The sequence below is a fragment of the Brachybacterium hainanense genome (assembly GCF_042434575.1).
Lineage (GTDB): Bacteria > Actinomycetota > Actinomycetes > Actinomycetales > Dermabacteraceae > Brachybacterium > Brachybacterium hainanense.
Genome location: NZ_JBHLSV010000001.1, coordinates 150,562 through 176,098, shown reverse-complemented (window position 1 = coordinate 176,098; position 25,537 = coordinate 150,562). Strand labels below are relative to the sequence as shown.

Below are 25,537 nucleotides of genomic sequence, written 5' to 3'. Positions count from 1 at the left end.
GCGGCTACACCTCCCGGCGCTGCGGAGCGAGCGTGGTGATGATCGCCGAGTCGTCCAGCGCGCCCTTGTCCTGAGCGGCCCCCAGCAGGAACAGCTGCTGGGCGGCGCTCGCGACCGGGACGGGCAGGCCGTGACGGCGCGCGGCATCGGTCACGATCCCGAGGTCCTTCACGAAGATGTCCAGCCGCGAGAGGACCTCCGCGCCGTCCTCCTCGTACGCCTCGAGCATGCGCGGGCCGCGGTTGCCGAGCATGAACGACGAGGCCGCCCCCGCCTGCAGCGCGTCGAGCGTCGCCGCCTGGTCCAGGCCCAGCCGATCCGCGAGCGCGAGCGCCTCTCCCGCCGCCGCGATGTGCACGCCGCACAGCAGCTGGTTCACCGTCTTCAGCGCCTGCCCGTCGCCCGGCCTCCCGCCGACGATCGTGAGCGTCGAGGCCAGTCGCTCGAGCACCGGCCGCGCGACCTCGAGATCCGCGGGAGCCGCCCCCACCACGATGAGCAGGTCCCCGTCGCCCGCACGCACCGGACCGCCCGAGAGCGGGGCATCGACCAGACCGATCCCCGATTCCGCGAGGCGACCGGCCGTCGCGACCACCGGATCGATGCCGACGGTGCTCGTGAGCAGCACGACCGCGCCACGAGCGAGGTGCCGGGCGATCCCCTCCGCGCCGAACAGCACCTCCTCCAGCTGGGCGCCGTCGCGGACCGCCAGCAGCACCGCGTCGGCGTCGGCGACCGCCTCCCGCGCCGATCCGGCGACCGCGACCCCTGCCTCGGCGGCCAGGCGCCCTCGTTCGGCGGAGATGTCGAAGCCGCGCACCGACAACGCCGGATCAGAGGCGAGGCGGGCGGCCATCGGCAGGCCCATCGCCCCCATCCCCAGCACCGCCACGGTGCGCCGCGCCTGGGCGCTGAGGACGCGGGTGACCTGCAGCAGTGACGCGTCGTCCCCGACGTTGCCGGCGAAGACGACGAAGGGGATCCCGCGGGCGGGGCCGTCGACGGCCTGCCACAGGGAGACGACGCCCGGGAGCATCGGCCCGCGCACCACGGCGCGACGGATCTCCAGTCCGTGCGCGGCCACATCCGAGGAGGTGATCCCGCCCTTGGCGATCACGAATCGCGGCGGTGCGGCGGCGAGGGTGCGCCGCACCGTCTCCACGACCGCGGCGCTCACCGATCGCGCGATCGCGAGAGAGCTCTCCCCGTCCTGCGTGCGCACGAGCTCGCGCGAGGTGTGCACGATGACGTCGCCCGCATCGAGCGCCGCGACGATCGCCGCGACGCGCTCGCGCAGATGCCGCTCGCGCGCGGAGGGCTCCAGCAGCAGCGGCACCTCCAGCTCGATCGTGCGCGCGCCCGGATGCCCCGCCCGCAGCCGCTCCAGCTGACGGGTCGTGAGCCCCACGTGGGAGCCGACCACGATGAGGCCTCCCCGCGTGCGCCGCGTCGGATCCTGCCCGGCGTAGACCTCGGCCGCGGTCAGCGGCGTGCGCGGCTCCTGGCCGATGCGGGCGCGCACGAACGGCGGCCCCACCCGGCAGATCGCGCGCAGCCCGTCCTCCTCGGCGAGGTCCAGGCCGGCGGCGAGCGCGCGCATGTCGTCCTCGTGCTCGGCATCGGCCACCATCACCCGCGCCCCCGAGCGCAGGGCGTCGGCGATCCCCTCGGCGCCCCCGCGCAGCAGCGCGAGGTCCAGGACCTGCACGTCCGCGGCCCGCACGCGGCCCGTGGTCTTCTCCTCGACCCAGTCGGGCAGGTGGCTCGCGCGGTAGCCGAAGCTCGCATCGCGCGCGAACTCGGAGGACCCGACGGGCGTCAGCGTCCCGTCGGCCCCGCGCAGCAGATGCGTGCCGTCGATCGTGACCCGGCCGGCCTCCGGGAAGGCCGGCACCAGCAGCACCAGATCCGCGCCGCGTCCCGTGACCTCGGCGAGCACGCCGTCCAGGACATCGGTCTCGAGCGGGAAGTGTCCGCGCAGCGTCGAGTCGGAGCGGGAGACGAAGGCGATCTCCACCCCCGTCTGCCGTGCGGCGGCGAGCGCGGCCCGGGCCACCTGCTCGTTGCGCTCCGCCGCGGCCTCTGCGTCGAGGCTGCGGCTGTTGGTCAGGACGTACACGGCCGCCGGCTCCTGCGCGAAGGCCCACAGCAGGTCCGGGACCTCCCAGCGCGTGAGGACCGGCAGGTCGTGGACCGACTGGGTACCGGTCGGGTCGTCGTCGAGGACCACGAGGATGCGCCGCGGAGCGGACATGAGGACTCCCTAGCTTGTAACATGTCTGACATCTGACAGGGTGCAGTGTGGCATGCGAGAATCACGCAGGGCAAGACCGGATGAGGAGGCCCGATGGTGCGACGGCTGCTGGTCGAGGACGTCCTCGACGGCCTGCGCGAGCGGATCATCGCCGGCGAGTTCCCGGTCGACTCCCCGCTGCCCGGGGAGCTCGAGCTCGTGGGGCAGTACGAGGTCAGCCGCGTCACCGTCCGCGAGGCGATCAAGGTGCTGCACGCCCAGGGCCTCGTCCGGGCCGAGCGGGGACGCGGCACCTTCGTGAACCCCATGCGCCGCTGGACGTCCCTGCCCGCGGTCGTCCGCGCTCTCGGCGCCCAGGGCGATCCGCGCCAGGTCTCCCTCGACCTGCTCGAGATGCGTCGCGTGCTCGAAGGGGGAGCGGCGGAGCTCGCCGCGCAGCGCATCGGATCCGAGGAGCTCACCGCGCTCGCGCGTCTGCTCGAGACCATGCGCGGCGCCTCCGCAGCGGCCGATGTCGAGGCCTTCGTCCGTGCCGACCTCGGCTTCCACGCCGAGATCCTCGCCGCCAGCGGGAACGCGTTCCTGCCGGTGCTCATGGAGCCTCTGTCCGCCGTGCTCGCGGCGGCCCGCGCCCAGACCAGCGCCGTCCCGGAGATCCAGGCCCACGCCATCGAGGAGCATGCGCGCATCCTCGCAGCGCTCGCCGGGGGCGACGGCGCCGCGGCTCGCACGGCCATGGACGCGCACATGCAGCAGACGGCGGAGGACCTCTCGCGCTACATCATCGCCTGAAACCCCAGGATCCCCCGCGAGAACCAGAGGAAGAACAGCGCGAAGCCGATCATGACGACGGCGGAGAGGATCGGACCCGCCAGCCGGAGCAGGTTCGGGGAGCCGCCGTCCTTCGGGGCGATGAAGCGGTCGGGCCGCTGCTCGTCGTAGCAGACCTCCACCTCCATGCCGGTCCGGTCGAGCATGCCGACGTCGGAGACCGCCGGGATCGCGCGCACGCGCTGCCCGTCCCGGGTCCGGAACTCGATGGTCTCCACCAGGGCGCGGGTGGTGCGCGAGCCGCTCGAGCCCGAGGAATGGGAGGTGACCTGGAGGTTCGAGCTGATCACGGTTCCGGTGGTCCGGGCCCCGCGGGAGGTCAGGGAGAGCGCCTGCAGCAGCCGGCGCACGGCGCGGAGCGCGGTGACCAGCGCGATCGCGATGATGAGCAGCGGGACCGCCATGAACAGGATGCTGAAGTGCTCGAACATGCGGACACCCTACGGCGGACAGCCGCCCGCTCCGGCGGGCGCCGCCGTACGATCCCCCTGTGAACAGTCCCGACGCCGCCTCCGCCCCGCCGACCCGAGCGCGAGCAGGGGCGCGCGTGACCGCGACCCTCGCGATGCTCGCGATGATCGGCCCGTTCACGATCGACACGGTCTTCCCCGCCTTCGGTCGGATCGGCGCGGAGTTCGGCAGCGACGAGGTCGCGCTCCAGCAGCTGGTCAGCGCCTACCTCGCCTCCTTCGCGATCATGTCGGTCTTCCACGGCCCGCTGTCCGATGCGCTGGGCCGCAAGAAGGTCATGATCGGCGGGCTCGTGATCTACACGGCCGCGATGGTCGCCTCCGCCTTCGCCCCGGACCTCGGCGTGCTCATCGCGCTGCGGATCGTGCAGGGCGCGAGCGCGGGTGCGGCGACGATCGTGAGCCGCGTCGTCATCCGCGACCTGTTCTCCGGGGCCGAGGCGCAGCGGCTCATGGCGAGCGTGATGATGATCTTCTCCGTCGCGCCCGCGATCGCGCCGATCCTCGGCGGCTGGGTGCTGCTGCTGGGCAGCTGGCGCCTCGTGTTCCTCGCGATCTCCGTGTACGCGCTCGTGGTCATCGCGCTCACGGTCCTGCTGCCGGAGACGCTGCCGCCGGAGCGGCGCTCGCCCCTACAGGTGCGCGCGATCCTCGGCTCCCTGCTGCGGGTGGGCCGATCGGGCCGCATGCTGCGGCTCGCGATCGGCTCCGCCTTCGGCTTCGCGGCGCAGTTCATCTACATCGCGGGCGCCTCGATCTTCGTCACCCGCCTGCTGGGGATGGGCGAGCAGGACTTCTGGGTGCTGTTCCTCCCGCTGATCATCGGCATGATCGCGGGGGCATGGGTGACCGGCCGGACCGCGGACCGGGTGCCGCGGCCGCGGCTGATCACCCTCGCCCTGCTGGCGACGCTGCTGAGCGCGGTCATCAACGTGATCCTCGCGCGCTTGGGCCCGCCGGTGGACGGCACTCTGGGCTGGGGGGCGCTCGTGGCCGTGATCGGCCCGCTGCTCATCGCCTTCTCCGTGGCCGTGTTCTTCTCGCCGATCCAGCTGGAGATCCTCGACCTGTTCCCTCACGAGCGGGGAACGGCCGCCTCGCTCTCGACGTTCTTCTCGCTCGTGCTGAACGCCCTGCTGGCCGGTGTGATCACGCCGATCGTCATGGTGGACCTGGGCTCGGTCGCGCTGACCTCGCTCGGGTTCATCGTCCTCTCGCTCATGCTGTGGGGCTGGCACCTGCGGACAGAAGCGCGTCGATCTGATTGATCGCCGAGGTCGAGCCCTCGACGACGCCCATCGCGAGGACCTGCTCGAGCCCCTCCCGGCTGGGGAACGTCGAGGTGTAGACGGCCTGCGTGCCGCCGTCGGCCTCGGTGAAGGTGTAGACGTTCACCGACTCCGGCAGCTCGGTGTTCTTGGCGAAGGTCTCGTCGGCGAAGCCGTCGCGGAAGGTGAAGGACCGGGGCTCCTCGACCGCATCGACCTCCCAGTAGCCGTAGTGCCGGTCGCCCTCCGGTCCGGTCATGTAGTAGGTGACCCGGCCCCCGGGGGCCAGCTCGTGGTCGACGACGGTGGCCGGGTACTCGACCGGGCCCCAGACCTTCTCGAGCTGGCGCGGGTCGGCGTAGATCTGCCAGACGCGGTCGAGCGGCGCGTCGAAGCGGGCGGTCAGGGTCAGGGTGAGGGCGTCGAGGTCGTGGGTCACGTCGGTGACGGGCATGGGTCATTCCTTCTGGGATGAGCTCGTCAGGAGCTGGTCGATGCGCGCCACGCGGCCCCGCCAGATCGCTTCGAGCTCGGTGAGCATGTGCTGGACCGAGCGCACCGCCTCGACGTCCCCGCGGGCCAGGGATTCCCGGCCCGCGCGGCGCCGGGTGATGAGGCCGGCCCTCTCGAGCACCGCGACGTGCTTCTGCACCGCCGTGAGGCTCATGTCGTACTTCCTCGCGAGCGCCGACACCGAGGACTCGCCGCTGAGCACGCGCCGCAGGATGTCGCGGCGTGTGCGATCGGAGAGCGCATGGAACCAGGCGTCGGCCCGGTCCTCCTCGTCGATGTCGAGCACGGAGCCCAATCTACAACCATGAGGTTGTAGGTTGTCAAGGGGTCGAGGTGACGCAGATCATGGCCGCGGAGTAGGTTGGGGTCATGGACTACTCCGGGAAGATCGTCGTCGGGCATGACGACTCCGCCGCCTCCTCGCTCGCCGTGCGCTACGCCGCCCGCCTGGCCCTCGCCGCCGGCAAGGAGCTGCGCATCATCCATGCCTGGATCTGGCCGCTGCTCGGGAAGAACGTCGAGCCCGTCGACGGCGTCGCCGACTCCGGCCTGCGCAATCAGGCCCTCGCGCTGCTGCGCGGCGCGGCCGAGGAGGCGCGGGCCGCCGCACCGGGGGTGCAGGTCGGGACGTCGCTCATCACGGGGCATGCGCGCGTCGTCCTCGGCGAGGCCTCCCGCACCGCGGACCTCGTGGTGGTGGGGCACCGGGGGCTGGGCGGCTTCTTCGGCATGCTGCTGGGCTCGGTGAGCCTGGGCCTGGTCACTCATGCCGGCTGCCCGGTGCTCGTCGTGCGCACCGAGGAGGAGCCCGAGGGGCCCGTCCTCGTCGGCGTCGACGGCTCGCAGGCCGGCGCCGAGGCGGTCGTCTCCGGCGTCCGCATCGCCCGCATGCGGCGGTCGCCGCTGAAGATCGTCCACGTCCACCGCGTCGTCGACGGGCGCTCCGCCATGAGCGCGCAGGAGGCCGCCCAGGTGCTCGAGGAGGGCGTCGCCCAGGCGCGCGTCGAGCTGGGCGAGGACGCGGGGATCGAGGTGACCGGCGAGCTGGTCGAGAGCCGCACGGTCCCGCAGGGTCTCCTGGCCGCCGCGCAGGAGGCGAGGATCGTCGTGGTCGGCTTCCAGGGGCAGGGGCGGCGCCGCTTCGGCTCGACCGCGCACGCGATCATGCATCATGCCCCCGGCAATGCCGCGATCTGCCGCCATGAGCATATCCCGGTCGAGACCGACGAGGCCCCGCAGGTCGTCGAGGAGAGCTGAGCGCTCAGGCGGCGGCCTTCTCCTTCAGCTGACGCTTCACGCGGGCCAGCATCCCCGCCATGCCGCGCAGGCGCAGGGGGCTGACGACCTCGGCGAGGCCCAGCTCCTCGGTGACATCGGCCGGGACGTCGAGGATCTGGCCCACGGACAGGCCGTCCAGGCCCTCCGCGAGGATGCCGGCGAAGCCGCGGGAGGTCGGGGCCTCCGGCGGGGCCGAGAAGAACAGGCGCGCCGCGGCGTCCCGCCCCGTGCCCTCGACCTCGGTGATGAGGAAGATCGGGGACTGGCACTCCGGCACGGGCTCGAGCAGCTCGGGATGGTCGGCGTAGCGCTCGGGCAGCGCCGGCAGGCCCCGGGAGAACTCGAGCAGCAGCTGGAGGCGGTCGCGCCCTCCGAGCGCCTGGAAGTCGCCGACGATCTCCGCGAAGGCCTCGGGCAGGACGCGCGGGGACTCGGGGCTCATCGGGCCGTGACCTCGCCCGGCTCCGTGCCGATCGCGATCGGCAGGCGCACGGCATTGCCCCATTCGGTCCACGAGCCGTCGTAGTTGCGGACGTCCTCGAAGCCCAGCAGGTAGCGCAGCACGAACCAGGTGTGGCTCGAGCGCTCGCCGATGCGGCAGTAGGCGATGGTCGCCGCGGCGGGATCGAAGCCCTTCTCGCCCAGGTAGATCGCCTCCAGCTCCTCGCGACCCCTGAAGCGCCCGTCCTCGGCGGCCGCCCGCGCCCACGGCACCGACTGCGCGGTGGGGATGTGGCCGCCGCGGACCGTGCCCTCCTGGGGGTAGTCGGGCATGTGGGTGCGCTCGCCGGTGTACTCCTGGGGGGAGCGGACGTCGACGAGCTGACCGCCCAGGAAGTCCAGGACCTGCTCGCGGTAGGCGCGGATGGGGGCGTCCTCGCGCTCGATCACGGGGTACCGGGCCGGCTCGCGGAGGGGGACGTCGGTCGTGTACGCGCGACCCTCCGCCTCCCAGGCGGCGCGACCGCCGTCGAGCAGGCGCACGTCCGGATGGCCGAACAGCTCGAAGACCCAGAGCGCATAGGCCGCCCACCAGTTCGACTTGTCGCCGTAGACGACGACGGTCGTCTCGCGGGTGATGCCGTGGCGCCCCAGGAGCTCCGCGAAGGCCTCGCCGTCGATGTAGTCGCGGGTCACCGGATCGTTGAGATCCAGGTGCCAGTCGATCTTCACCGCGCCGGGGATGTGGCCCGTCTCGTAGAGGAGGACGTCCTCGTCGGACTCGACGACCACGAGGCCCTCCGCCCCGAGGTTCTCCGCGAGCCACGCGGTGCTCACGAGCTTCTCCGGATGCGCGTACTGCTGGAGGGAGGCGGCGGGATCGAACGGGACGGTCATAGCGTCTCCTTGGGTCGATGGTCGATGGTTCCAGTGTGTCACTGCTGCCGAGGATCCGCACCGGCGGTCGCGAGCACGGTCACACTCACACCGCGTGCTCGGCGAAGGCGGCCCGGAGGCGGGAGGCGTCCGCGCCGTCCGCGAGCAGGACCTGCAGCAGCAGCCGCGCCTTGTGGGCGCTCAGCAGGCCGGCCATCACGGCCCCGGCCCGCTGCAGGTCGACCTCGCTGCCGGGATAGGAGTAGTGGCGGTCCGAGGTCCCGCCGCGCGGGGTCCGCGTCGCGACCACGACCGCCGTGCCGCCGGCGATGTGCGCGCGCACCCGGTCCATCGCCGCGGCCGGCACGTGCCCCATCCCCGAGCCGATCAGCACGAGGCCCGCGAGGCTCCCGGCCGGGACGGCGTCCAGCAGCGCGGCCTCGTCGCCGATGCCGAGCGCGAGCACCGGCACGGAGGGCAGCTCGCGGGGCAGGTCCCCGCCCACGAAGCCGCGGCGCGGCAGCGGGCCCTGCAGCAGGTGCAGGTCGTCCGGGGCGACGATCGCGAGGGGGCCGCCGGGCTCCGAGCCGAAGGCGCCCACCTCCCGCGAGGACAGCTTCGTCACCCGGTCCGCGAGATGCGCGGCCGCGTCCATCACCACGAGCACGCCGAGGCCGCGCGCCGAGGGGGCCGCGGCCGCGAGCACCGCGTCGCGCAGGTTCGCCGGGCCGTCGGCGCCCGGGGCATCCGCGGCCCGCATCGCGCCGGTGAGCACGAGCGGGGCCTCCCGGTCCCAATAGCGCTGCAGCAGGAAGGCGGACTCCTCGAGGGTGTCGGTGCCGTGGCTGAGGACCACCCCGAGCGCGCCCCCGTCCACCGCCTCCCGGGCCAGATCCAGAGCCGTGCGCAGGTCCGCAGGGCGGATCGAGGGGGAGCCGATGTTCGCGATCTCGCGGTGACGGACCTCGATCGCCCCGGCGTCGATGCCCGCGACCGCCGCGGGACCCCGCGAGCCCGGTGCGGCGGCGCCGCTCGCGTCCTGGGACATGAAGATCGTGCCGCCCAGGGAGAGGACGATGACGTGGGGGGAGGTCATCGGGCCAGGATATCGGGCGCGGCGCGGCGCAGGAGGACCACGACCTCCTCGTGCTCCGTGTGCGGGAACATGTCGACCAGGCGCCCGGCCGCCACCTGCAGGGACGGCATCGCCGCGAGGTCCCGGGCCAGCGTCGTGGGATGGCAGCTGGAGTAGACGACGTCCCGCACCCCGCTGTCCTCGAGGAAGCCGGCGAGCTCGGGGCCGATGCCGCGCCGCGGCGGGTTCACGATCACCGCCTCGGGAGGCCCCGATCGCGCGGCCTCCGCGATCGCCCAGGTCGTCGCATCGGCCGCATGGAAGGTCGCCGGGATGCCCTCCGCCTCGGCCGCCTCGCGCGCCGCCTCGATCGCCTGCGCGGACAGCTCGACCCCCGTGACCTCGCGGCCGGGGGTGCGCGCGCAGTGGAGCGCGAAACCGCCCACCCCGCAGTACAGGTCCCAGACCGAGGCCGGCCCGACCTCGTCCATCCACGCCGCGACCTGCCGGTACAGGGCTCCGGCCACCTCCGTGTTGGTCTGCAGGAAGGACTGCGGGCGGATCCGCAGCGTCACGTCCCCGGTCCGCATCCTCAGAGCCGCATCGCCGACGAGGTGGATCTCCTCGCGGCCCTCGAGGACCGCCCTGTGCTCGGGGTGGATGTTCGCGCTGACCACTCGCAGGCGCGGGGCGCGGGAGAGCAGCGTGGGCAGATGCTCGCGGATCCGGGGCAGGGGCGCGGTCGAGCGCAGCACCAGGCGGAGCATGAGCTCGCCCTCGGGAGAGATCGTCACCAGCACGTGCTTGAGCTCCCCGCGGCGCCGCGCCACGTCGTACGGCGGGACCTGGGCCCGGCGGATCAGCCAGCGCACCTGCTCGAGCAGCTCCTCCACGCCCGGCGGGTACAGGGGGCAGTCCACGAGGTCGACGCCCGTGGCGATGCCGAGCACGGGCTCCGCGGCGGTGCCGGTCGCGACCATCTTCGCCTTCGCGCGGAAGCCGGCGTCGGCGCTGAGGACCGGCGGGGACCACACCGGCCCGCCCGGTGCGGCGAACGGGGCCAGCAGCTCCTCGACGCGAGCGCGGGAGCGCTCCACCTGCGCGTCCCGCGGCATCGCCAGCAGCGTGCAGGAGCGGCAGGTGCCCGCGTCGAAGTGATGGCAGCGCACCGGGGAAGTCTACGGGGGGCGGTAGGGTCCGAGCATGGACGCGGCGCTCGGGGCAGGTCTCGCGGCGGGCCTGGTGGGGCTCGCCCTCGGGCTCGCGGCCGGGCTGCTCCTGGGTCGGCGCCGTCCGCGCACCCCGGCGCGGGAGGCCCCGCCCGTGCCCGAGCGGACCGTCGTCCGCCTCCTGTCCCATGAGATCCGCACCCCGCTCGCGCTCGTCAAGGGAGCCGCGGATCTGCTCGCCGAGGAGAGCCCGGGCCCGCTGAACCGGCAGCAGCGCTCCTTCGTGACGACCATCGTGGACAACACGACGCTCGTGATCGGCATGGCGGAGGGCTTCCTGCTCGAGGCCCGCTGGGACGCGGGCGCCCCCGACCTGGACCGCACCGCCGTGGACGTGCGCGCGCTCGTGCGGGAGACCGTCCTCGAGCTGCGACGGATCCGCCGTCGGCCCGTGGAGCTCGACAGCCGCGGGGGTCCCCTCGTCCTCGAGGCCGATGCGGGCATGATCCGCCAGGTGCTCTGGAACCTGCTCGGCAACGCGATCCGCCACGCCGGGCCCGAGGCCCGGGTGGCCGTGCGCGTGGACGAGACGGCCGAGGGCGCCGTGATCGAGGTCGCCGACGACGGCGCCGGCATGGACGAGCAGGCCCGCGGTGACCTGTTCGCCCCCGCCCGGAGCGGCCATCCGGAGGGCACCGGGATCGGCATGGACGTGATCACCCGGATCGTCGACGCCCATGGCGGACGTGTCGTGGTCGACACCCTCAGCCGCCGCGGAACCCGCATCATGGTGGTGCTGCCCTGGCCGGAGCCGGGCGGACCGGATGCGAGCAGGCAGGAGGGCTGAGATGGGGGAGGCGGACCCGCGCGCCCCGCGGATCCTGGTCGTCGACGACGAGGAGCAGATGACGGCGATCATCGCCTTCGCCCTCGAGACCCAGGGGCTGCGGACCGTGACGGCGCGCCATGCCGCCGCGGCCCGCGAGGTGCTCGCCGGCGGCGGCATCGACCTCGTCGTGCTCGATGTGATGCTGCCGGGGGAGAGCGGCGTCGAGCTGTGCCGCAGCCTCCGCGAGACCTCCGACGTGCCCGTCATCCTGCTGACCGCCCTCGGCGAGGTCGACGACCGCGTCGCGGGTCTCAGCGCCGGGGCCGACGACTACCTCACCAAGCCCTTCAGCCCCCGCGAGCTGGCCCTGCGGGTCAGCGCCGTGCTGCGCCGCACCGCCGCCGCGGGGGCTGCGGGCTCCGCAGCGGACATGCTGCGCTGCGGGGCGCTGCGGGTGGACCCCGGCGCCGGGGCCGCGAGCTGGGACGGCGCGCCCTTGCAGCTGCCGGAGACCGAGCTGCGGCTGCTGGCCCGCCTCGCCCAGGAGGCCGGGCGGCCCGTGCCCCTGCGCTCCCTGCTGCGCGACGTCTGGGGGACCGCGAGCACGGAGGGCGGACGCGACATGGTCAAGTCGATGGTGTACCGCCTGCGCCAGCAGATGCGCTCCCAGGGCGCCCCCGAGGACCTCATCGAGGCCGTCCGCGGCCAGGGCTACCGCCTGCGGGTGCTGCCCGCGGAGCATCGTCACCGAACGTCACCGGGCGACACCCCGCGGTCACCGAGCCGCTGACAGGGTGGCATCGACCCTCCCCGACGATGAAGGAGAACGATGTCCGCCCCGACGAAGCCGGCCGCGACGACGCGCCGCGGGTTCCTCGCAGCCCCGCCCCCCAGGCCCCGCCTCAGCGATGAGGAGGTCCGCCGGATCTACCCCCGCCGGCGCTTCGGCGTGTTCATGGGGATCTTCATCGGCTACGCGGGCTTCTACCTGATCCGCAACAACGTCTCCCTCGTGGCGCCGCTGCTCATGGAGGACACCGGGATCGATGAGGTCGGGATCGGCCTGATCGCCAACGCCGTCCTGTTCGCCTACGGCCTCTCGAAGTTCTTCATGGCCACGGTCTCCGACCGGTCCAACGCCCGGTTCTTCCTGCCTCTGGGCCTGGCCCTCAGCGCGATCGTGAACCTGTTCGTCGCGACCGTCCCGTGGGTCTCCGGCTCGATCGCCGTGTTCGCGACCGTCATGTTCATCAACGGCTGGTTCCAGGGCATGGGCTGGCCCGCCTCCGGCCGCACCCTCGTCCACTGGTTCTCCACCAACGAGCGCGGGTGGAAGACCTCCATCTGGAACACCGCCCACAACGTGGGCGCCGCGGGCCTCGGCGTCGCCGCGGCCGCCGCCCTGAACTGGACGGCCGACGACTGGCGCGCCGCCTTCTGGTTCCCCTCCCTGATCGCCCTCGTCGTCGCCGCCGTCGCCTTCTGGCTGATGCGCGACACCCCCGAGTCGGAGGGCCTGCCGCCCATCGAGGAGTACCGCGACGACCCGGCGAAGGTGTCGATCGAGCTGGACGGCGAGGAGAAGCCGTCGATGTGGCAGTTCGTGCGCACCCACGTGCTCACCAACCGGGTGATCGTGCTTCTCGCCGTCGCCAACGTGTTCGTGTACGCCCTGCGCTACGGCGTCCTGAACTGGATCACCGTCTACCTCGCCGACGTCCGCGGCGCGGAGATCGGCGACGGCATCACCGGCTTCGTCACCTTCGAGCTCGCCGGGATCCTCGGCACCCTCGCCTGCGGCTGGATCTCCGACAAGATCTTCCGCGGCTACCGCTCCGGCACCGGCATGCTGTTCATGGCCCTGGTCGCGCTCGCCCTGCTCGCCTACTGGCTGCTGCCCCTCGGCGCGCCCATCTGGATCTCCATCGTCCTGGTCGCCGTGATCGGCGGGCTCATCTACGGCCCCGTCATGCTCATCGGCCTGCAGGCCATCGACCTCTCGCCCCGCGAGGTCGCCGGGACCGCGGCCGGCTTCACGGGCCTGTTCGGCTACCTGCTGGGCGCGACCCTCGCCTCCTCCGGCGTGGGGCTCATGGTCCGCTACCTCGGCTGGGACGTCGCCTTCGGCGTGCTGACGGCCTGCGCTCTCGGCGTGGTCGCGATCATGGCGGTCATCGGCCGCGAGGAGAAGAAGCTCATGCGCAGGGCGCACTCCTGAACCGCCGCTATCGTGCAGGGTCATGAGGACCCTCCGCCGGATCGCCGCCCAGGCGGTGCTGGGGGCCGTGCTGCTCGCGACCGCGGGCTGCACGGCCCCTGAGGCATCGGCGTCCGTCACCGTCCTGTGCTCGAACGACGCGGCGATCTGCGCCGCCTGGGCGGAGGACTTCGCGCGGCAGACCGGCACGGCGGTGACCATGGACCGCCTGCCCACCTCCGAGGCGCTCGAGCGGATCCGTCGCGGGGAGGGCCTCCCCGAATACGACGTCTGGCACGGCGGCGGCTCCGAGATGTACGTCGCCGCCGCGCAGGAGGGGCTGCTCGCCCCGTACCCCTCCCCGCAGGCGGAGGGGATCCCCGCGGAGCTGCGCGAGCCCCGCGGCCGATGGACCGGCGTGTACGTCTCCTTCCTGGGATTCTGCGCCGATGCGGCGCGGCTCGAGCAGATCGGCGCCCCGGTGCCGCGCAGCTGGGAGGACCTCCTGGACCCCGCGCTCGCCGGCTGGGTCAGCGCCGCCTCGCCCCGCACCTCCGGTACCGCCTACACCACGATGCTCGTGCAGCTGGACCGCCGCGGCGAGCAGGAGGGCCTGGACTACCTCTCCCGGCTCTATGCCCAGGTCCCGCAGTTCACGCGCTCCGGGACGGCGCCCGCCCAGGTCGTCGCCCAGGGCGAGGCCGCGGTCGGGATCAGCTTCGCGCCGTACTGCGAGGCGGCCGCCGCCGCGGGAGCCCCGGTCACGACGATCCTGCCGCGCGACGGCACCGGCTATGAGGTCGGCGCGGTCGCCGTGCTCGCCGATGCTCCCCATCCGGCGGCGGCTCGCCGCTACGTCGATCACGCGGTCTCCGAGCAGGGCCAGCGCTCGGGGGCATCCTCCGGGATCCACCAGGTCCCCACCCAGACGGGTCTGCCGGGATCCTTCGGCGCGGTGCGCGGACGGCTCGCGGCGCCCCTGCTGATGGCGCCGCTCGAGGAGCGCGCGGCCCGTCGCGACGCGCTGCTGGACTGGTTCGCGGCCGAGGTCCCGCAGTGAGCCGCATCGGCTGCGCGGCCCGCGTGCTCCCGCTCGTGCTGCTGGTGGGAGCGGCGCTGGCCGTGGGCTGGCCGCTGCTGCGCATCCTGGCCGAGGCCCTCGCCTCCCTGCGCGGCGGGATCGCACCGGGGCTGGGACGGACCGCGGCCGTCTCCGGGGCCCTCGCCGCGGGGGCGACGGTCCTGGCACTCCTCGGCGGGCTCGCGGCCGCGCTGACGGCCCGCTGCCTGCCGCCGGGACCGCGGCGCCTCCTGGACGTGGCGCTGCTGTCGCTGCTGCTGGTCCCGCCGTACACGGCGGCGGCCGCCGTGCTCGCCCTGGGCGGGCGCGGCGGCCTGCTCCACGGGATCCTTCCGCCCCTGCTCGGGGCCCGGGGCATGCTGGCCGCGCTCGTGATCACCCTGCTGCCCTACCCCTACGCCGCCGCCCGCCTCGCCTGGCGCGGGGTGGACCCCCGGCTCGTCGATGCGGTCCAGGTGCACGGCGGAGGCGCCGGGCGGGTGCTGCGGCTCGTGCTGCTCCCGCCGCTGCGGAGGCCCCTCGCCGCGGCCTGCGTGCTCATGCTGCTGACCGCGCTCGCGGACCCCTCGATCCCCGCCGTGCTGCGCGGGCGCGTCCCCACCCTGGCGCACACCGCCTATCTCGAGGTGATGGCCTGGGGCGATGAGGGCACCGCCGCGCTCATCGCCGTGCTGCTGGCCCTGCCGGCGCTGCCGCTCCTGCTGCTGGTCCCCTCCGGCCCGGGCGCAGGACTCACCGAGCCGTGGTACGGCCACGGCGCCGGTCCCGCGCTCGCGCTGCCGACCTCCCCGCTCCTGCATGCGGCCCGCCTGCTCACCCTCCTCGTCCTCGCCGGGATCGGGGCCCTCCTGGCCGCCGCGATCCTGCGCACCGCCGGCGCGCCCGGGGAGCTGCTGGGGCAGGGGGCGGTCCTGACCCTCGTCTCCACGCTCCAGCACGCCCTGCTCGCCCTCCTCGTCGCCGTGCCCGCCGGGCTCGGCACGGCCCTGCTCGCCTCCCGCGGGCCGCGCGGACTGGCCTCCGTCGTCGACGGCGCGCAGCTGGTCCTGCTGGTGCTGCCGGGCACGACCCTCGGGCTGGCCGTCTCCCTCGCCTACCGCCTGGGGACCCCGACGCCGCTGGGCATCCTGCCCCCGCTCGTGGGAGGAGCCTCGCTCGGCTCCGGATCGATCGCGATCGTGCTCGTCCTCGCCGCCTCGACCGCGCCGCTCGTGCACGTCGCGACCCGTGCCGCCCGCGCCCAGATCCCCCGGAGCGAGGAGGAGACCGCCCGCGTCCTCGGCATCGGTCGGCGCCGGCGCCTGATGCGCCTGGTCCTCCCGCAGGCCGCTCCGCTCGTCGCGGTGACCGCGGCGGCCGTCCTCGTGCGCATGATGGTCTCCGTGACCCCCGTCGTCCTCGTAGCCGCCCCCGACGCGCCGATGGTCCCCGCCCTCGCCCTCGATCTGCTGGACCGCGCCGCGCTCGCCCCCGTCTTCGTCCTCACCCTGCTGGTCGCCCTGGTCATCGCCGTGCTCGCGCTGGGCGCGGCCGCCGCCGGGAGGCTCCGATGACGCCCCCGTCCCACCCGGCCCTCGAGATCGCCGGAACCCCGGGGTGGGACCTGCAGGTCGCGGCGGGGGAGCTGCTCGCGATCATCGGCCCCTCCGGCGCCGGGAAGACGACCCTGCTGCGCGCCGTGACCGGCCTCGACCCGCTCGCGCAGGGCCGGATCCTGCTGCGCGGACGGGACGTGACGACCGTTCCCGTCCACCGTCGCGGCGTGACCATGATGTTCGAGGTCCCGGCTCTGTTCGCGCAGCTCGACGTCGCCGAGAACATCGCCATGGCGCTGTCGGCCCGGCGCGGCCCGCTCGAGGAGGACCAGCTGGAGACGGCGCTCACCGCGCTGGACCTGCACCATCTCTCCCGTCGCCTCCCGCACCAGCTCTCGGCCGGACAGCGCCAGCGCGTCGCCCTCGCCCGCGCGCTCGTCAGCCGGCCCGAGGTGCTGCTGGTGGACGAGCCGCTCGCCCACGTCGACCCCGCCGCCCGGGTCGGCCTGCGCCGCGAGATCCTCCGCACCCACCGGCGGATGTGCACCGCGGCCCTGTACGTCACCCACGACTGGGCGGAGGCGCTCGCCGTCGCCGACCGTCTCGCGGTGCTGCGGGAGGGCCGGATCGTCCAGATCGGCGCCCCGCGCGAGGTGTACCGGCGGCCGCGCGACGCCTGGGTCGCCCAGCGCATCGGCGTCCCGAACCTGCTGCCATGCCCGGTCCTCGCCGCCCGGGCAGGCCAGGTGCGGGTCCGCGCCCTGGGCCGGGAGCTGTGGGTCCCCGCGGACCCGGAGCTGGCGGCGACGGGGGAGGAGGCGCTCGTGCTCGCGCACGCCCATGCGATCAGGATCCGCCCGCAGAGCGGGGACGGGCCCGCCCCGCCGGACGAGCTCGACCCCGCGTGCGGCCGGATCCTGGGCGGCAGCTTCGGCGGGGATCACGTCGACTACGACGTCGAGACCGCGGCCGGGACCCTCGTCTCCCGCCGGGTGCTGGGCCCGGCCGAGGATCCGCTCGCACCCGGGACCCCGGTCGAGGTCTGCCTCGACCCGGAGGCCGTCTGGGCGGTGCGGGCCTGAGGATCGGCGGGCGCCGCCCCTCGACAGCAGCGCCCGATCCGGGCAGGCTGGAGTGATGAGCAGCACCCTGTCCGTCCCCGCCGCCCTCTTCCTCCTCCTCACCAAGGACACCGGCTACGCCGAGGCCGGCAGCAGCCGTCGTGCGCCGCTCGCGGCCGGCGCCGTCACCGAGCTGATCCTCGCCGGCCGGATCGAGCTCGAGGAGGCGAAGAACCCGCGGGTGCGCCTCCTCGACGACGCGCCGACCGGTGACCCGGCCCTCGACCGGGTCCTCGCCGCGATCGGGCAGCTCCCCGGTCGGAAGCTGCAGAGCCTGGTCAGCCATTCGAGCCTCGATGTCACGCACGTCATCGGGCGGCAGCTGTGCGAGAGGGGCGTGCTCGAGGAGCAGAAGGGGATCTTCTCCACCCGCTACAGCACCCAGGAGCCCGGGCCCGAGCAGGCGCTGCGACGGCAGCTCGCCGCCGTCCTGCAGGAGGAGGAGCCGGCCTCCCCGCGCGCCGCCGCCGTCCTCGGGATCCTGCGGGCCATGGACCTCGCCCACCGGATCCTGCGCGAGGACGTGCCGGGCATGGGCCGTCGCGCCATGCGGGACCGCATCGAGGAGATCGCCCGGGACGTCCCCACCGTCGACGCGGTCCGCGCCTCCTACCAGGCCATGCAGACGGCGATGATGACCGCGGTGATCGTGCCCATGATGATGATGGGCAGCTAGATCGCGCTCAGACCGCTGCCGTCCCCGCGCATCGTGTACGTCGTCGAGGTGTACTCGTCGCCGACGGAGAAGATGATCTCGACCGGTCCGACAGGCAGACCGAAGTCCTCGCTGTCCATGTCGTGGCCGGTCGCACGGCGGATCGTGAAGATCGTGTCGCCGGGGCCCTCGAGGCCCTGCTCGGCGGCGGCCTGCTCCGCCGCGGGCCACAGCGCCTCCCAGGCGATCTCGGAGGCGGAGAACTGCTCGCCGGGGGAGTCGGGCTGCACCGTGGCGGGACCCTCGCTCTCGAGGATGCCGTGCCGGGAGGTCCAGGCGTCCGTGGCGAGCTCCCCCGCGCGCACGGGCACATCGGCGCTCAGGAAGTCCGGGCTGACGGTCACCTCGAGCAGTCCTTCATGGCCGACCTCCCTCTGGATCTGTGCGAGCCCGCGCGAGATCCCCTCGGGGGAGCGGGCGTCCATGCGCACCGTGCCCTCCGGCAGGACGGCGAGGGTCTGCTCGACCGACTCCCGGTAGGGCAGGAGTGCGAGCCCGGCGGTCAGCAGCATCACGAGGGTGAAGACGAGCACCCGCAGCGGACGGGTGCGCGGGTCGATGCTGACGATCGGCCGCTGCCGGGTGCCGTCGACGCGCAGCGGACCGGGGGCGGGCACGCGCAGCGGGAGCGCGGAGGACGCCGCGGGGACGACCGGCAGGCTGTCGATCGGGACCTGGCCGTCGACGAACTGCACGTCGGGCTCGCCCTCGGCGGGGATGACGACGGGCCGCACCAGCCCGGGCTGGACCTGCGGGATCTCCGTCAGCGGGATGATGTCGCGCCGCCGGGTCCGGTAGGCGGGGCCGAGGCGAGGCTGCACGGTCAGCTCGAGGTCGCAGACCGGCTGGTCGTTGATCATCGTCCCCGTGCGGCGCAGGCCGTCGATGCGGGCGGCGCCGGTGCGGCCCGCGGACAGCGCCTCCTGCACGAGCTGCGGCGGGACCGAGGCAAGTCGGCTCGTGGTGCGGGAGACCCCCAGCAGCACCGAGGTGAAGATGGCCAGGGTCAGCCCGAGCGGCAGGGTCCACCACGCGGCATCGGTACCTGTGATCAGCCAGATCACCGCCCCTGCGAGGAGGAGTCCCAGGCCGATCATCCGCAGCAGTCGAAGCACGAGCGAAGACCCTACCCTGCGAGCGGGTCCTCGGGCCATGCGTGCTTCGGGTAGCGGCCCCGCATCTCCTTGCGGACCTGCTGGTAGGGGCCGGCCCAGAAGGAGGCCAGGTCCTCGGTGATCGCGAGCGGCCGCCGGGCGGGGGAGAGCAGGTGGAACAGCACCGGGATCCGCCCGTCGACGATCCGCGGGGAGATGTCCGCGCCCAGGAGGTCCTGCAGCTTCACGGCGACCACGGGCCGCTGCTCGGCATCGGTCGTGTAGGCGATGCGGGCGCTGCGCCCGCCGGGCAGGGGCAGGCGCTCGGGGGCGAGGGTGTCCAGCCGGCTCGCCTCCGGCCAGGGCAGCAGACGGCGCAGGGCGGAGGCCACGTCGATCGCGGCGAGCCGCGGCCGGGCCCTCTGTGCGGTGAGGTCCGGGCCCAGCCACTGCGGAAGGGCGGCCAGCAGCGCCTCGTCGTCGACGGCGGGCCAGGGGGCGCCGAGCGCGCCGTGCAGCAGGGCGAGCCGGGCGCGCAGCGCGAGAGCGGCATCGGACCAGGTCAGCAAGGAGAGGCCCTGGGTGCGCAGCTGCTGGAGGATCGCCGGGCCGATGTCCTCCGGGCGCGGCGCCACCGGGGTCGAGGACAGGGTGATCGCGCCGAGAACCCGCACCTCGCGGGCGAGCACGCGCCCGCTCGCATCCAGCTCCACCGTGCGGGTCGCGGTGAGCAGGGGACCGGCCAGCAGCTGGGCCTCCTCCTCACCCAGCGGCGCGGCCAGGCGGATCACGGCACCGGTCCCGTCGGCCGAGCGCCCCTGCGCCCGCTGCACCTCCCAGACCGCGAGCCACTCCTGCCCGGCGAGGCCGCTGCCCTCCGGAAGGGCGGCCCTGGTCCCGGAGGCCAGCAGATAGCTGCGCGAGCCCTCCGCCACGCGCCGCGCGATCCGCTCGGGGCGGGCGAGGGCGAGGACCGTGCCGGGGCCGGCACCGGTGGGACGGGCGCCGGGCAGCTCCGCGAGGCGGGTCAGCCGGTCGCTCTCACGGCGCCAGCGGTCGGCGCCGGGGGAGCGGCCCGAGCGCAGGTCGCGCAGCAGGGATTCGAGGTCAGCCCCCTGGGCCCGGTGGTCATCGGAGACTGCGGCGACGACCTCGGCTGCCGCGCGGGCATCGCCCAGCTCGCGCACTCCCTCGAGCAGGGCCCGGGCCTCCCGCACGCCGACCGGCATGCGGGCGACGCGCAGGCCCAGCGGTGTGGGCCGGTCGTCCTCCCCAGTCAGCTCGAGGTGCCGCAGGGTGCGCAGCGCCTGCGCGACGCTCGCCGGGGGCGGCGCGTCCCACAGCGGCAGCCCGTCCCCGCCCGGGGTGCCCCAGGCGGCCATCGTGAGCGCCGCATCGGTGAGGTCGGCGACCGCGATCTGCGGCAGCGCACGGGCCGGCATCCGGGCCTCATCGGTCTCGGAGAAGGCACGGATCGCGGTGCCCGGGCCCTGTCGGGCGGCCCGGCCGGCGCGCTGGACGATGGACTCGCGGGAGGCGCTCACCGTGACCAGGCCCGCCATGTCCCGGCCGCGGTCGCGGCGCACCTCCCGGGACAGGCCCGCGTCCACGACCAGGCGGACGCCCGGCACCGTCAGAGACGATTCCGCGAGCGCGGTCGAGACCACGATCCGCGGTGCCTCGCCGGGGCGGCGGCCCGCGGTCGCCCGGTCCTGCGCGGCGGCGGGCAGGCGTCCGTGCAGCGGCAGCACCTCGACCTCCGGGGCGAGCGGGCGCAGACGGCGCACGAGCTCGTCGACCTCGTGCGCGCCCGGCAGGAACACGAGGGCGTCCGTGTCCTGGCGGGAGCGGGCATCGGCCGTGATCCGGGCCAGGTGGTCCAGGAAGTCGCGGCGCACGCCGCGCTCGTCCAGGCGTCCTGCGGGCGCCGGGGCGTGCTCGATCGTGAGGGCGTGCAGCGGCGAGGGGATCTCGACCACCTGCGCGCCCAGCAGCTCCGCCACCGCACCGGCGTCCAGCGTCGCGGACATCGCCACGACCAGCAGGTCCTCGCGCACCTCTCGGACCTGGGCGAGCATGCCCAGCAGCAGGTCCTGGTCCAGCGAGCGCTCGTGGACCTCGTCGAGCACCACGGCGTCCACACCGTCCAGCAGGGGATCCGCGAGCAGACGGCGCAGCAGCACGCCCGGGGTCAGCATCTCCAGCCGGGTCTCGGCGCTCGCCTGCCGCTGCCCGCGGACGGTGAACCCGACGGGGCCGCCCAGATCGCTGCCGTCGAGGTCCGCGACGCGGCGCGCGGCCGAGCGGACCGCGACGCGGCGGGGCTGGGTCACCAGCGTCCGGCCCGCGACGATGTTCGCGATCAGCGGCGGGAGGACGGTGGTCTTGCCGGTTCCGGGTGGGGCGAGGACGACCATCGCCCCCGCGGCGGCGGCATCGGTCAGCTCCTGCATGGCGCCTGCGACGGGCAGCCCGGCGCCGATGGCGGTCAGGTCGAAGCGATGCATCGTGCTCACGTCGCGCGCTCGGCCTCCGAGCGCAGGACGCAGAACTCGTTGCCCTCGGGATCGGCGAGGACCACCCAGCCGCTGCCGGGGCCGTACTGCCCCCGACGGTCGGCGATCTCCGTCGCGCCCGCGGCGAGGAGCCGGGCCACCTCCTCGGCCTGCGTCAGGTCGCGCGGCCGCAGGTCGAGGTGGATGCGGTTCTTGACGGTCTTGCCCTCGGGCACCTCGATGAACAGGAGCTGATGCCCGGTCTCGGGGTCGCGGATCATGCACTCCTCGTGACCGGGGAGGTTGGGGTCGCCGTCGATGTCCTGGTAGCCCAGGACGAGCTTCCAGAACTCGGACAGGGCGTAGGCGTCGGCGCAGTCGAAGGAGGTGTGGGACACGAAGCTGCTCATACCCGGCACGTTAGCCTCTGTCCATGACTCTCGACCGCATCGCCGTGGTGTCCGATGTCCATGGGAACCTCACCGCCTACCGCGCCGTGCTCGCGGAGATCGACCGGCGCGGCATCCCGATCGTGCTGAACCTGGGCGATGTCGCGGGGAAGGGGCCGCGTGGCGCGGAAGCCGTCGCCCTCACCCGGGAGCGCTGTGCCGTGACGGTGCGCGGGAACTGGGACGCCTTCCTGGGCGAGGACGGGCATCAGCTCTCCGCGGGCATGCGATGGTGGCGGGACGAGCTGAGCACGGCGGACCGGGCGTGGCTCGCGGACCTGCCGGGTACCCATGACCTGCTGCTGAGCGGGCGGCGCGTGCGCCTGTTCCACGCCTCCTCGACGGACGAGTTCACGCGCGTGCATTTCCACCACAGCGCCGAGCAGTTCGCGCAGATGTTCGCGGCCACGCCTTTCACCGGCGACGGTCCGGCCCCGACCGTCGTCGGCTACGGCGACATCCACGACACCTACGTCGAGGTCGACGCGGGACGGACCCTGTTCAACGCGGGCAGCGTCGGCAACCCCCTCGACGAGCCGACCGCGGCCTTCGCGGTGCTCGAGGGCGAGCTCGGATCCGATGCTCCCGGTCCCTTCTCGCTCTCCTTCGTGCGGGTGCCCTACGACGTCGAGGCGGAGATCGCCGTGGCCCGCGATCTCGGCATGCCGGAGGCGGATTCCTACGCGATCGAGCTGCGCACCGCGGTCTACCGCGGACGGCACGCGGAGCTGGGCCTCCGCCTCGAGGGCTGAGCCATGCGGCCCTGCCGGCTCCACGTGATGGGCGCGAGCGGCGCCGGCACCACGACTCTGGCACGCGCCGTGGCCGATGCCTGGTCGGTCCCGCACGCGGACGCCGACGACTACTTCTGGCTGCCGACGGATCCGCCGTACAGGGAACCGCGGCCCGTCGAGCGGCGCCTGTCGCTCATGGAGGAGGTGTTCGCGCCCCGCGCGGCCTGGGTCCTCAGCGGGGCGATGATCGGCTGGGGTGGGCGCGTCCTCGCCTCGGTCGATGCGGTCGTCTTCCTGACGCTGGAGCCGGAGGAGAGGCTGCGCCGGCTCGAGGCGCGCGAGACCCGGCGCCGGGGCGAACCCGCACGCGGCGCGGGCTGGGAGGCGTTCCGCGAATATGCGCGGCGCTACGAGGACCCCGGCTTCCCCGGACGCAGCCGGCACCGGCACGAGGAATGGCTCGCCGGGCTCGAGGTGCCGGTGCTGCGCCTGGACAGCGCCTCCGGTCCGGATGCGCTGCGGGATGCGGTGCTCAGCTGGGGGGCGGAACCGGGCCGGTGACCGGGTCCGGGTAGCGGACCGTCCGCGGCCGGGGACGCAGGTCGAAGGCGTGGGCGATGGCGCGTGCCGAGGCCTTCGGAGAGCTGATGCCCGTATCGATCACGAGATCCGCGGGCGGCTGCTCGACCGCCGCCGCGGTCTCCGTCGCCCGAAGACGGCGCAGCGTCGCGCGGCTGTTCAGCTTGTGGAACTCGGCGCGGTCGGGGTTCTCGATCCGCTGCTCCTGCACCTGCTCGCTGACCTCGAGGCGCACGAAGCGGACGCGGCCGCCCTGCTCCTCCACGGTCGCGCGCACCCGCTCCGCGAATCCGTGCCCGACGGTCGGCTCGGGGGCGAAGGTGAAGCTCAGGGACCGGTCCTCGCGGGCCGCCTCGCGCATCACCGCGAGCCAGAACGCCTCGCGCAGATGCACGAAGGACGCGCTGCCGAAGGGCAGGACGGCGGTGAGCGCGTCGACGACCAGATGGTTGTGGAAGACGGGCAGCCCCACGAGGTCCTCGAGAGCGCGAGCCGTGGTCAGCTTCCCCGCCGCGGCAGGGCCATGCAGGAAGACGAGGTCCATGCAGGGTCCCTTCGAGTCAGTTCACCAGGTCGAACTCGACCGAATCGGCGCAGATGCTGGTCACGGAGATGGTCCACAGGTCGATCTCGACGCTGTCGCCCACCGCCGCCGGAGCGATGGCACGCGGATCGGAGCCGTCGAGGCTCGCGGCGAGCTGGGCCCGCCCCTCCGCGTCGACCCCGGTGAGGGTGATCGCGAGACTGCCGGCGGCCCGCTCGGGAAGGGCGGGGGAGGCCGTCTCGCCCACCATCGCCCGATGCATGCCCTCGCCGGTGCAGTCGTCCGCGAGCTCGATCGGCTCCGCGGGCGGGGTGACGGGATAGGGCTGCTCCGCGGCCGCTGAGGGCTCCGGGGAGGCGCCGCCGGCGTCGGAGGGCGCATCGGCCGAGGGATCGGCGCCGCCTCCGTCGCTCGCGGCGGGTGCACTCGTGCTCGTCGCCGGCTGCGGGGCAGGTTCGTCCCCGCCTCCGCAGCCGCCCAGGAGCAGGGCGAGAGCCGCGGCCGCGGCGAGGACACGAGGAGCAGGACGGAGGTGGAGCACGCGGCCACGGTACCCGAGGGCGCGCGAGTGCGGCACCATGGACGGGTGCTTGCCTCCCCGCCTCCGGACCGACCCGTCTCCCGTCCCACGCCCCGTGCGCTGCAGGGCCGCCGGGACCCGGCCGCGCGGGTCCGGCCCGTCGACTGGGCGGCGACCGGGCGGAGCGACGCGGCCGCAGCCGAACCGCCGTCCGCGTCTCTGCCCCGGCGGCGAGCCCGTACCCTCGAGCTGCCCCGCCCGCAGGCGCCCGAGCAGCCCGGCTATGCGGACCGTCCCCTGCGCATCGTCGAGGATGACCTCCGCGTGGTCGGCGCCGAGGAGGCGACGCAGGAGCAGATCGTCCTCGCCGTCGCCGATCCGGAGGACGCCTGGACCGCGGACGCCGGCGTGAGCGACCATTTCCAGCGCGGCGACCTCACCGTGCAGGTGCGACGTCTCGACAACGCCGTGATCGGCGTGTTCGCGACCCGCTACGCGCTGTCCGTGCGGCCCGAGGAGTTCGAGCGCACCCCCGAGACGGCGATGCTCGCCGCAGGCCCCTCGGCGCGCCGGGGCCTGGGGACCCGGCACCCGACCACGCGCCGCGAGCTGCTCGCGCGGATGGAGGAGGCAGGGTTCGTGATCGCCCCCGGCTCCACGCACGGCCGCGTGAGCCATCCGGAGCATCCTGGCCTGTTCGTCCCGATGGCCAGCACCCCTTCCGACGTCCGCTTCACGCGTCACGCGGTGGCGCAGATCCGTCGGGTGTTCGGGATAGATCTGCGTCGATGATCGAGTGGGAGGCGTGGCCCAGCGCCCGCAGCACCACGAGCAGCCGGGAGTAGGAGATCGAGCCGACGACCGCGCGCAGGACGATCGCATCGGCGGACGGCGGGGGAGCGTCCTCGCCCCCGCCGGCGCGGATGTCGCGGAGATCCTCGGCGGCGATCCGGCCCATCGGCCGGGCATAGCGCAGGAGCGCAGCCGGCGGCAGGGGAATCTGCTGGGCCTCCATCTCCCGGAGCATCGCGCCGAGGGCCAGGCGCGGGGCGGAGGAGGCATCGGGCCAGCCGAGCTCCGCGAGCAGATCCCGGACCCGGGGATCCTCGTCCTCCGGGATCCCGGGCTCCAGCAGGTCGACGTCGAGGCCCAGCGCGAGGGCCTGGGCGATCTCGAGAGCGGCGACGAGCGGCCGCTCGGGATCGTCGAGGGCGGCGCAGAGCACCCGCACCGAGGCGACGGAGGCATGCGCGAGCTCCCGCATCACCTGGATCAGCTGGAGCCGGTCGAGGTGGTGCGGACCGTAGTCCGAGCGGGTCGCGGTGATCCGCTCCCCGGGAGGGAGCAGGCCCTCGCGCCGGTAGAACTTGATCGAGGCGGTGCTGACGCCGCTTCGTCGGGAGAGCTCCTGGAGCAGCACGGGACCTCCTGCGCGATGCCTGCTGATGGGGTCTGCCGATGGGATAGTG

Annotated in this window: 27 protein-coding genes and 1 pseudogene; 13 read left to right on the top strand and 15 right to left on the bottom strand. The window is 74.1% G+C overall.

What is annotated here, in order from left to right:
* Window positions 1-4: 4 nt before the first annotated feature.
* Both ACFFF6_RS00850 and ACFFF6_RS00845 read right to left on the bottom strand, forming a co-directional pair.
* Window positions 5-934: an NAD(P)-dependent oxidoreductase gene (locus ACFFF6_RS00850; protein ID WP_376977556.1), complete on the bottom strand. Its 930-nt coding sequence runs from the start codon at window positions 932-934 to the stop codon at window positions 5-7.
* 12 nt (window positions 935-946) lie between these two features.
* A pseudogene (locus ACFFF6_RS00845) lies at window positions 947-2,254 on the bottom strand (four-carbon acid sugar kinase family protein); the annotation flags it as partial.
* 93 nt (window positions 2,255-2,347) lie between these two features.
* Here ACFFF6_RS00845 and ACFFF6_RS00840 point away from each other — a divergent pair.
* Window positions 2,348-3,046, top strand: coding sequence for a FadR/GntR family transcriptional regulator (locus ACFFF6_RS00840; protein ID WP_376977319.1), 699 nt, complete (start codon window positions 2,348-2,350; stop codon window positions 3,044-3,046).
* On the opposite strand, the gene ACFFF6_RS00835 is transcribed toward ACFFF6_RS00840, so the two are convergent.
* On the bottom strand, window positions 3,031-3,516 hold the full coding sequence (locus ACFFF6_RS00835; protein ID WP_376977317.1) for a DUF3592 domain-containing protein: 486 nt from the start codon (window positions 3,514-3,516) through the stop codon (window positions 3,031-3,033). The two genes, ACFFF6_RS00840 and ACFFF6_RS00835, sit on opposite strands and share 16 nt — an antisense overlap.
* Window positions 3,517-3,575: 59 nt before the next feature.
* Here ACFFF6_RS00835 and ACFFF6_RS00830 point away from each other — a divergent pair, with 59 nt between their 5' ends.
* Window positions 3,576-4,823: a multidrug effflux MFS transporter gene (locus ACFFF6_RS00830; protein ID WP_376977315.1), complete on the top strand. Its 1,248-nt coding sequence runs from the start codon at window positions 3,576-3,578 to the stop codon at window positions 4,821-4,823.
* On the opposite strand, the gene ACFFF6_RS00825 is transcribed toward ACFFF6_RS00830, so the two are convergent.
* Window positions 4,774-5,277: an SRPBCC family protein gene (locus ACFFF6_RS00825; protein ID WP_376977313.1), complete on the bottom strand. Its 504-nt coding sequence runs from the start codon at window positions 5,275-5,277 to the stop codon at window positions 4,774-4,776. The two genes, ACFFF6_RS00830 and ACFFF6_RS00825, sit on opposite strands and share 50 nt — an antisense overlap.
* Before the next feature lie 3 nt (window positions 5,278-5,280).
* Window positions 5,281-5,622, bottom strand: coding sequence for an ArsR/SmtB family transcription factor (locus tag ACFFF6_RS00820; RefSeq protein WP_376977311.1), 342 nt, complete (start codon window positions 5,620-5,622; stop codon window positions 5,281-5,283).
* 83 nt (window positions 5,623-5,705) lie between these two features.
* On the opposite strand from ACFFF6_RS00820, the gene ACFFF6_RS00815 reads away from it, so the two are divergent.
* Window positions 5,706-6,593, top strand: coding sequence for a universal stress protein (locus ACFFF6_RS00815; protein WP_376977309.1), 888 nt, complete (start codon window positions 5,706-5,708; stop codon window positions 6,591-6,593).
* A 4-nt stretch (window positions 6,594-6,597) separates the two neighbouring features.
* Here ACFFF6_RS00815 and ACFFF6_RS00810 read toward each other — a convergent pair whose 3' ends face one another.
* From ACFFF6_RS00810 to rlmC, 4 genes are all read right to left on the bottom strand, one after another.
* Window positions 6,598-7,056: a SufE family protein gene (locus ACFFF6_RS00810; protein WP_376977307.1), complete on the bottom strand. Its 459-nt coding sequence runs from the start codon at window positions 7,054-7,056 to the stop codon at window positions 6,598-6,600.
* A complete protein-coding gene (locus ACFFF6_RS00805; protein ID WP_376977305.1) occupies window positions 7,053-7,952 on the bottom strand; it encodes a sulfurtransferase in 900 nt (299 codons plus the stop codon). Before ACFFF6_RS00805 ends, ACFFF6_RS00810 begins: the two co-directional genes overlap by 4 nt.
* 85 nt (window positions 7,953-8,037) lie before the next feature.
* Window positions 8,038-9,027, bottom strand: coding sequence for an asparaginase (locus ACFFF6_RS00800; RefSeq protein WP_376977303.1), 990 nt, complete (start codon window positions 9,025-9,027; stop codon window positions 8,038-8,040).
* Window positions 9,024-10,175 carry a 23S rRNA (uracil(747)-C(5))-methyltransferase RlmC gene (gene rlmC, locus ACFFF6_RS00795; RefSeq protein ID WP_376977301.1) on the bottom strand — a complete coding sequence of 384 codons (1,152 nt, stop codon included), beginning with the start codon at window positions 10,173-10,175 and terminating at the stop codon, window positions 9,024-9,026. Before rlmC ends, ACFFF6_RS00800 begins: the two co-directional genes overlap by 4 nt.
* A gap of 34 nt (window positions 10,176-10,209) precedes the next feature.
* On the opposite strand from rlmC, the gene ACFFF6_RS00790 reads away from it, so the two are divergent.
* Genes ACFFF6_RS00790 through ACFFF6_RS00760 form a run of 7 tightly spaced genes read left to right on the top strand, consistent with a single transcriptional unit; the run spans window position 10,210 to window position 17,614 of the window.
* Window positions 10,210-11,022 carry a sensor histidine kinase gene (locus ACFFF6_RS00790; protein ID WP_376977300.1) on the top strand — a complete coding sequence of 271 codons (813 nt, stop codon included), beginning with the start codon at window positions 10,210-10,212 and terminating at the stop codon, window positions 11,020-11,022.
* 1 nt (window position 11,023) lies between these two features.
* Window positions 11,024-11,794 carry a response regulator transcription factor gene (locus ACFFF6_RS00785; protein ID WP_376977298.1) on the top strand — a complete coding sequence of 257 codons (771 nt, stop codon included), beginning with the start codon at window positions 11,024-11,026 and terminating at the stop codon, window positions 11,792-11,794.
* Between the two features lie 39 nt (window positions 11,795-11,833).
* Window positions 11,834-13,222 (top strand): MFS transporter, encoded by a 1,389-nt coding sequence (locus ACFFF6_RS00780; protein WP_376977297.1) that lies wholly within the window; start codon window positions 11,834-11,836, stop codon window positions 13,220-13,222.
* Window positions 13,223-13,244: 22 nt separating this feature from the next.
* Complete coding sequence (locus ACFFF6_RS00775) at window positions 13,245-14,261, top strand: ABC transporter substrate-binding protein (RefSeq protein ID WP_376977296.1); 1,017 nt, start codon at window positions 13,245-13,247, stop codon at window positions 14,259-14,261.
* A complete protein-coding gene (locus tag ACFFF6_RS00770; RefSeq protein WP_376977294.1) occupies window positions 14,258-15,835 on the top strand; it encodes an ABC transporter permease subunit in 1,578 nt (525 codons plus the stop codon). Before ACFFF6_RS00775 ends, ACFFF6_RS00770 begins: the two co-directional genes overlap by 4 nt.
* Window positions 15,832-16,899 carry an ABC transporter ATP-binding protein gene (locus ACFFF6_RS00765; RefSeq protein ID WP_376977293.1) on the top strand — a complete coding sequence of 356 codons (1,068 nt, stop codon included), beginning with the start codon at window positions 15,832-15,834 and terminating at the stop codon, window positions 16,897-16,899. Before ACFFF6_RS00770 ends, ACFFF6_RS00765 begins: the two co-directional genes overlap by 4 nt.
* Before the next feature lie 55 nt (window positions 16,900-16,954).
* Window positions 16,955-17,614 (top strand): GOLPH3/VPS74 family protein, encoded by a 660-nt coding sequence (locus tag ACFFF6_RS00760; RefSeq protein ID WP_376977292.1) that lies wholly within the window; start codon window positions 16,955-16,957, stop codon window positions 17,612-17,614.
* On the opposite strand, the gene ACFFF6_RS00755 is transcribed toward ACFFF6_RS00760, so the two are convergent.
* Genes ACFFF6_RS00755 through ACFFF6_RS00745 form a run of 3 tightly spaced genes read right to left on the bottom strand, consistent with a single transcriptional unit; the run spans window position 17,611 to window position 21,652 of the window.
* Complete coding sequence (locus tag ACFFF6_RS00755) at window positions 17,611-18,768, bottom strand: hypothetical protein (RefSeq protein WP_376977291.1); 1,158 nt, start codon at window positions 18,766-18,768, stop codon at window positions 17,611-17,613. The genes ACFFF6_RS00760 and ACFFF6_RS00755 overlap by 4 nt on opposite strands.
* An 11-nt stretch (window positions 18,769-18,779) precedes the next feature.
* Window positions 18,780-21,254 carry an ATP-dependent helicase HrpB gene (hrpB, locus tag ACFFF6_RS00750; protein WP_376977554.1) on the bottom strand — a complete coding sequence of 825 codons (2,475 nt, stop codon included), beginning with the start codon at window positions 21,252-21,254 and terminating at the stop codon, window positions 18,780-18,782.
* A gap of 5 nt (window positions 21,255-21,259) precedes the next feature.
* Window positions 21,260-21,652: a VOC family protein gene (locus tag ACFFF6_RS00745; RefSeq protein WP_376977290.1), complete on the bottom strand. Its 393-nt coding sequence runs from the start codon at window positions 21,650-21,652 to the stop codon at window positions 21,260-21,262.
* A gap of 23 nt (window positions 21,653-21,675) precedes the next feature.
* Between ACFFF6_RS00745 and ACFFF6_RS00740 the strand changes: the two genes are divergently transcribed.
* Both ACFFF6_RS00740 and ACFFF6_RS00735 read left to right on the top strand, forming a co-directional pair.
* The gene (locus tag ACFFF6_RS00740) at window positions 21,676-22,443 is read left to right on the top strand and encodes a metallophosphoesterase family protein (protein WP_376977288.1); all 768 of its coding nucleotides are present in this window, start codon (window positions 21,676-21,678) and stop codon (window positions 22,441-22,443) included.
* 27 nt (window positions 22,444-22,470) lie between these two features.
* A complete protein-coding gene (locus ACFFF6_RS00735; protein ID WP_376977286.1) occupies window positions 22,471-22,986 on the top strand; it encodes a P-loop NTPase family protein in 516 nt (171 codons plus the stop codon).
* Here the strand turns inward: ACFFF6_RS00735 and ACFFF6_RS00730 are convergent.
* Both ACFFF6_RS00730 and ACFFF6_RS00725 read right to left on the bottom strand, forming a co-directional pair.
* Entirely contained in the window at window positions 22,958-23,548 is a 591-nt protein-coding gene (locus tag ACFFF6_RS00730; protein ID WP_376977284.1) for a hypothetical protein, read from the bottom strand. The two genes, ACFFF6_RS00735 and ACFFF6_RS00730, sit on opposite strands and share 29 nt — an antisense overlap.
* Window positions 23,549-23,564: 16 nt before the next feature.
* Window positions 23,565-24,089, bottom strand: a complete 525-nt coding sequence (locus ACFFF6_RS00725; RefSeq protein ID WP_376977282.1) for a hypothetical protein — start codon at window positions 24,087-24,089, stop codon at window positions 23,565-23,567.
* A gap of 45 nt (window positions 24,090-24,134) precedes the next feature.
* Here ACFFF6_RS00725 and ACFFF6_RS00720 point away from each other — a divergent pair, with 45 nt between their 5' ends.
* Window positions 24,135-24,860, top strand: coding sequence for a hypothetical protein (locus ACFFF6_RS00720; protein ID WP_376977281.1), 726 nt, complete (start codon window positions 24,135-24,137; stop codon window positions 24,858-24,860).
* Here ACFFF6_RS00720 and ACFFF6_RS00715 read toward each other — a convergent pair.
* Window positions 24,802-25,488 carry a MerR family transcriptional regulator gene (locus ACFFF6_RS00715; RefSeq protein WP_376977279.1) on the bottom strand — a complete coding sequence of 229 codons (687 nt, stop codon included), beginning with the start codon at window positions 25,486-25,488 and terminating at the stop codon, window positions 24,802-24,804. The two genes, ACFFF6_RS00720 and ACFFF6_RS00715, sit on opposite strands and share 59 nt — an antisense overlap.
* Window positions 25,489-25,537 lie beyond the last annotated feature (49 nt).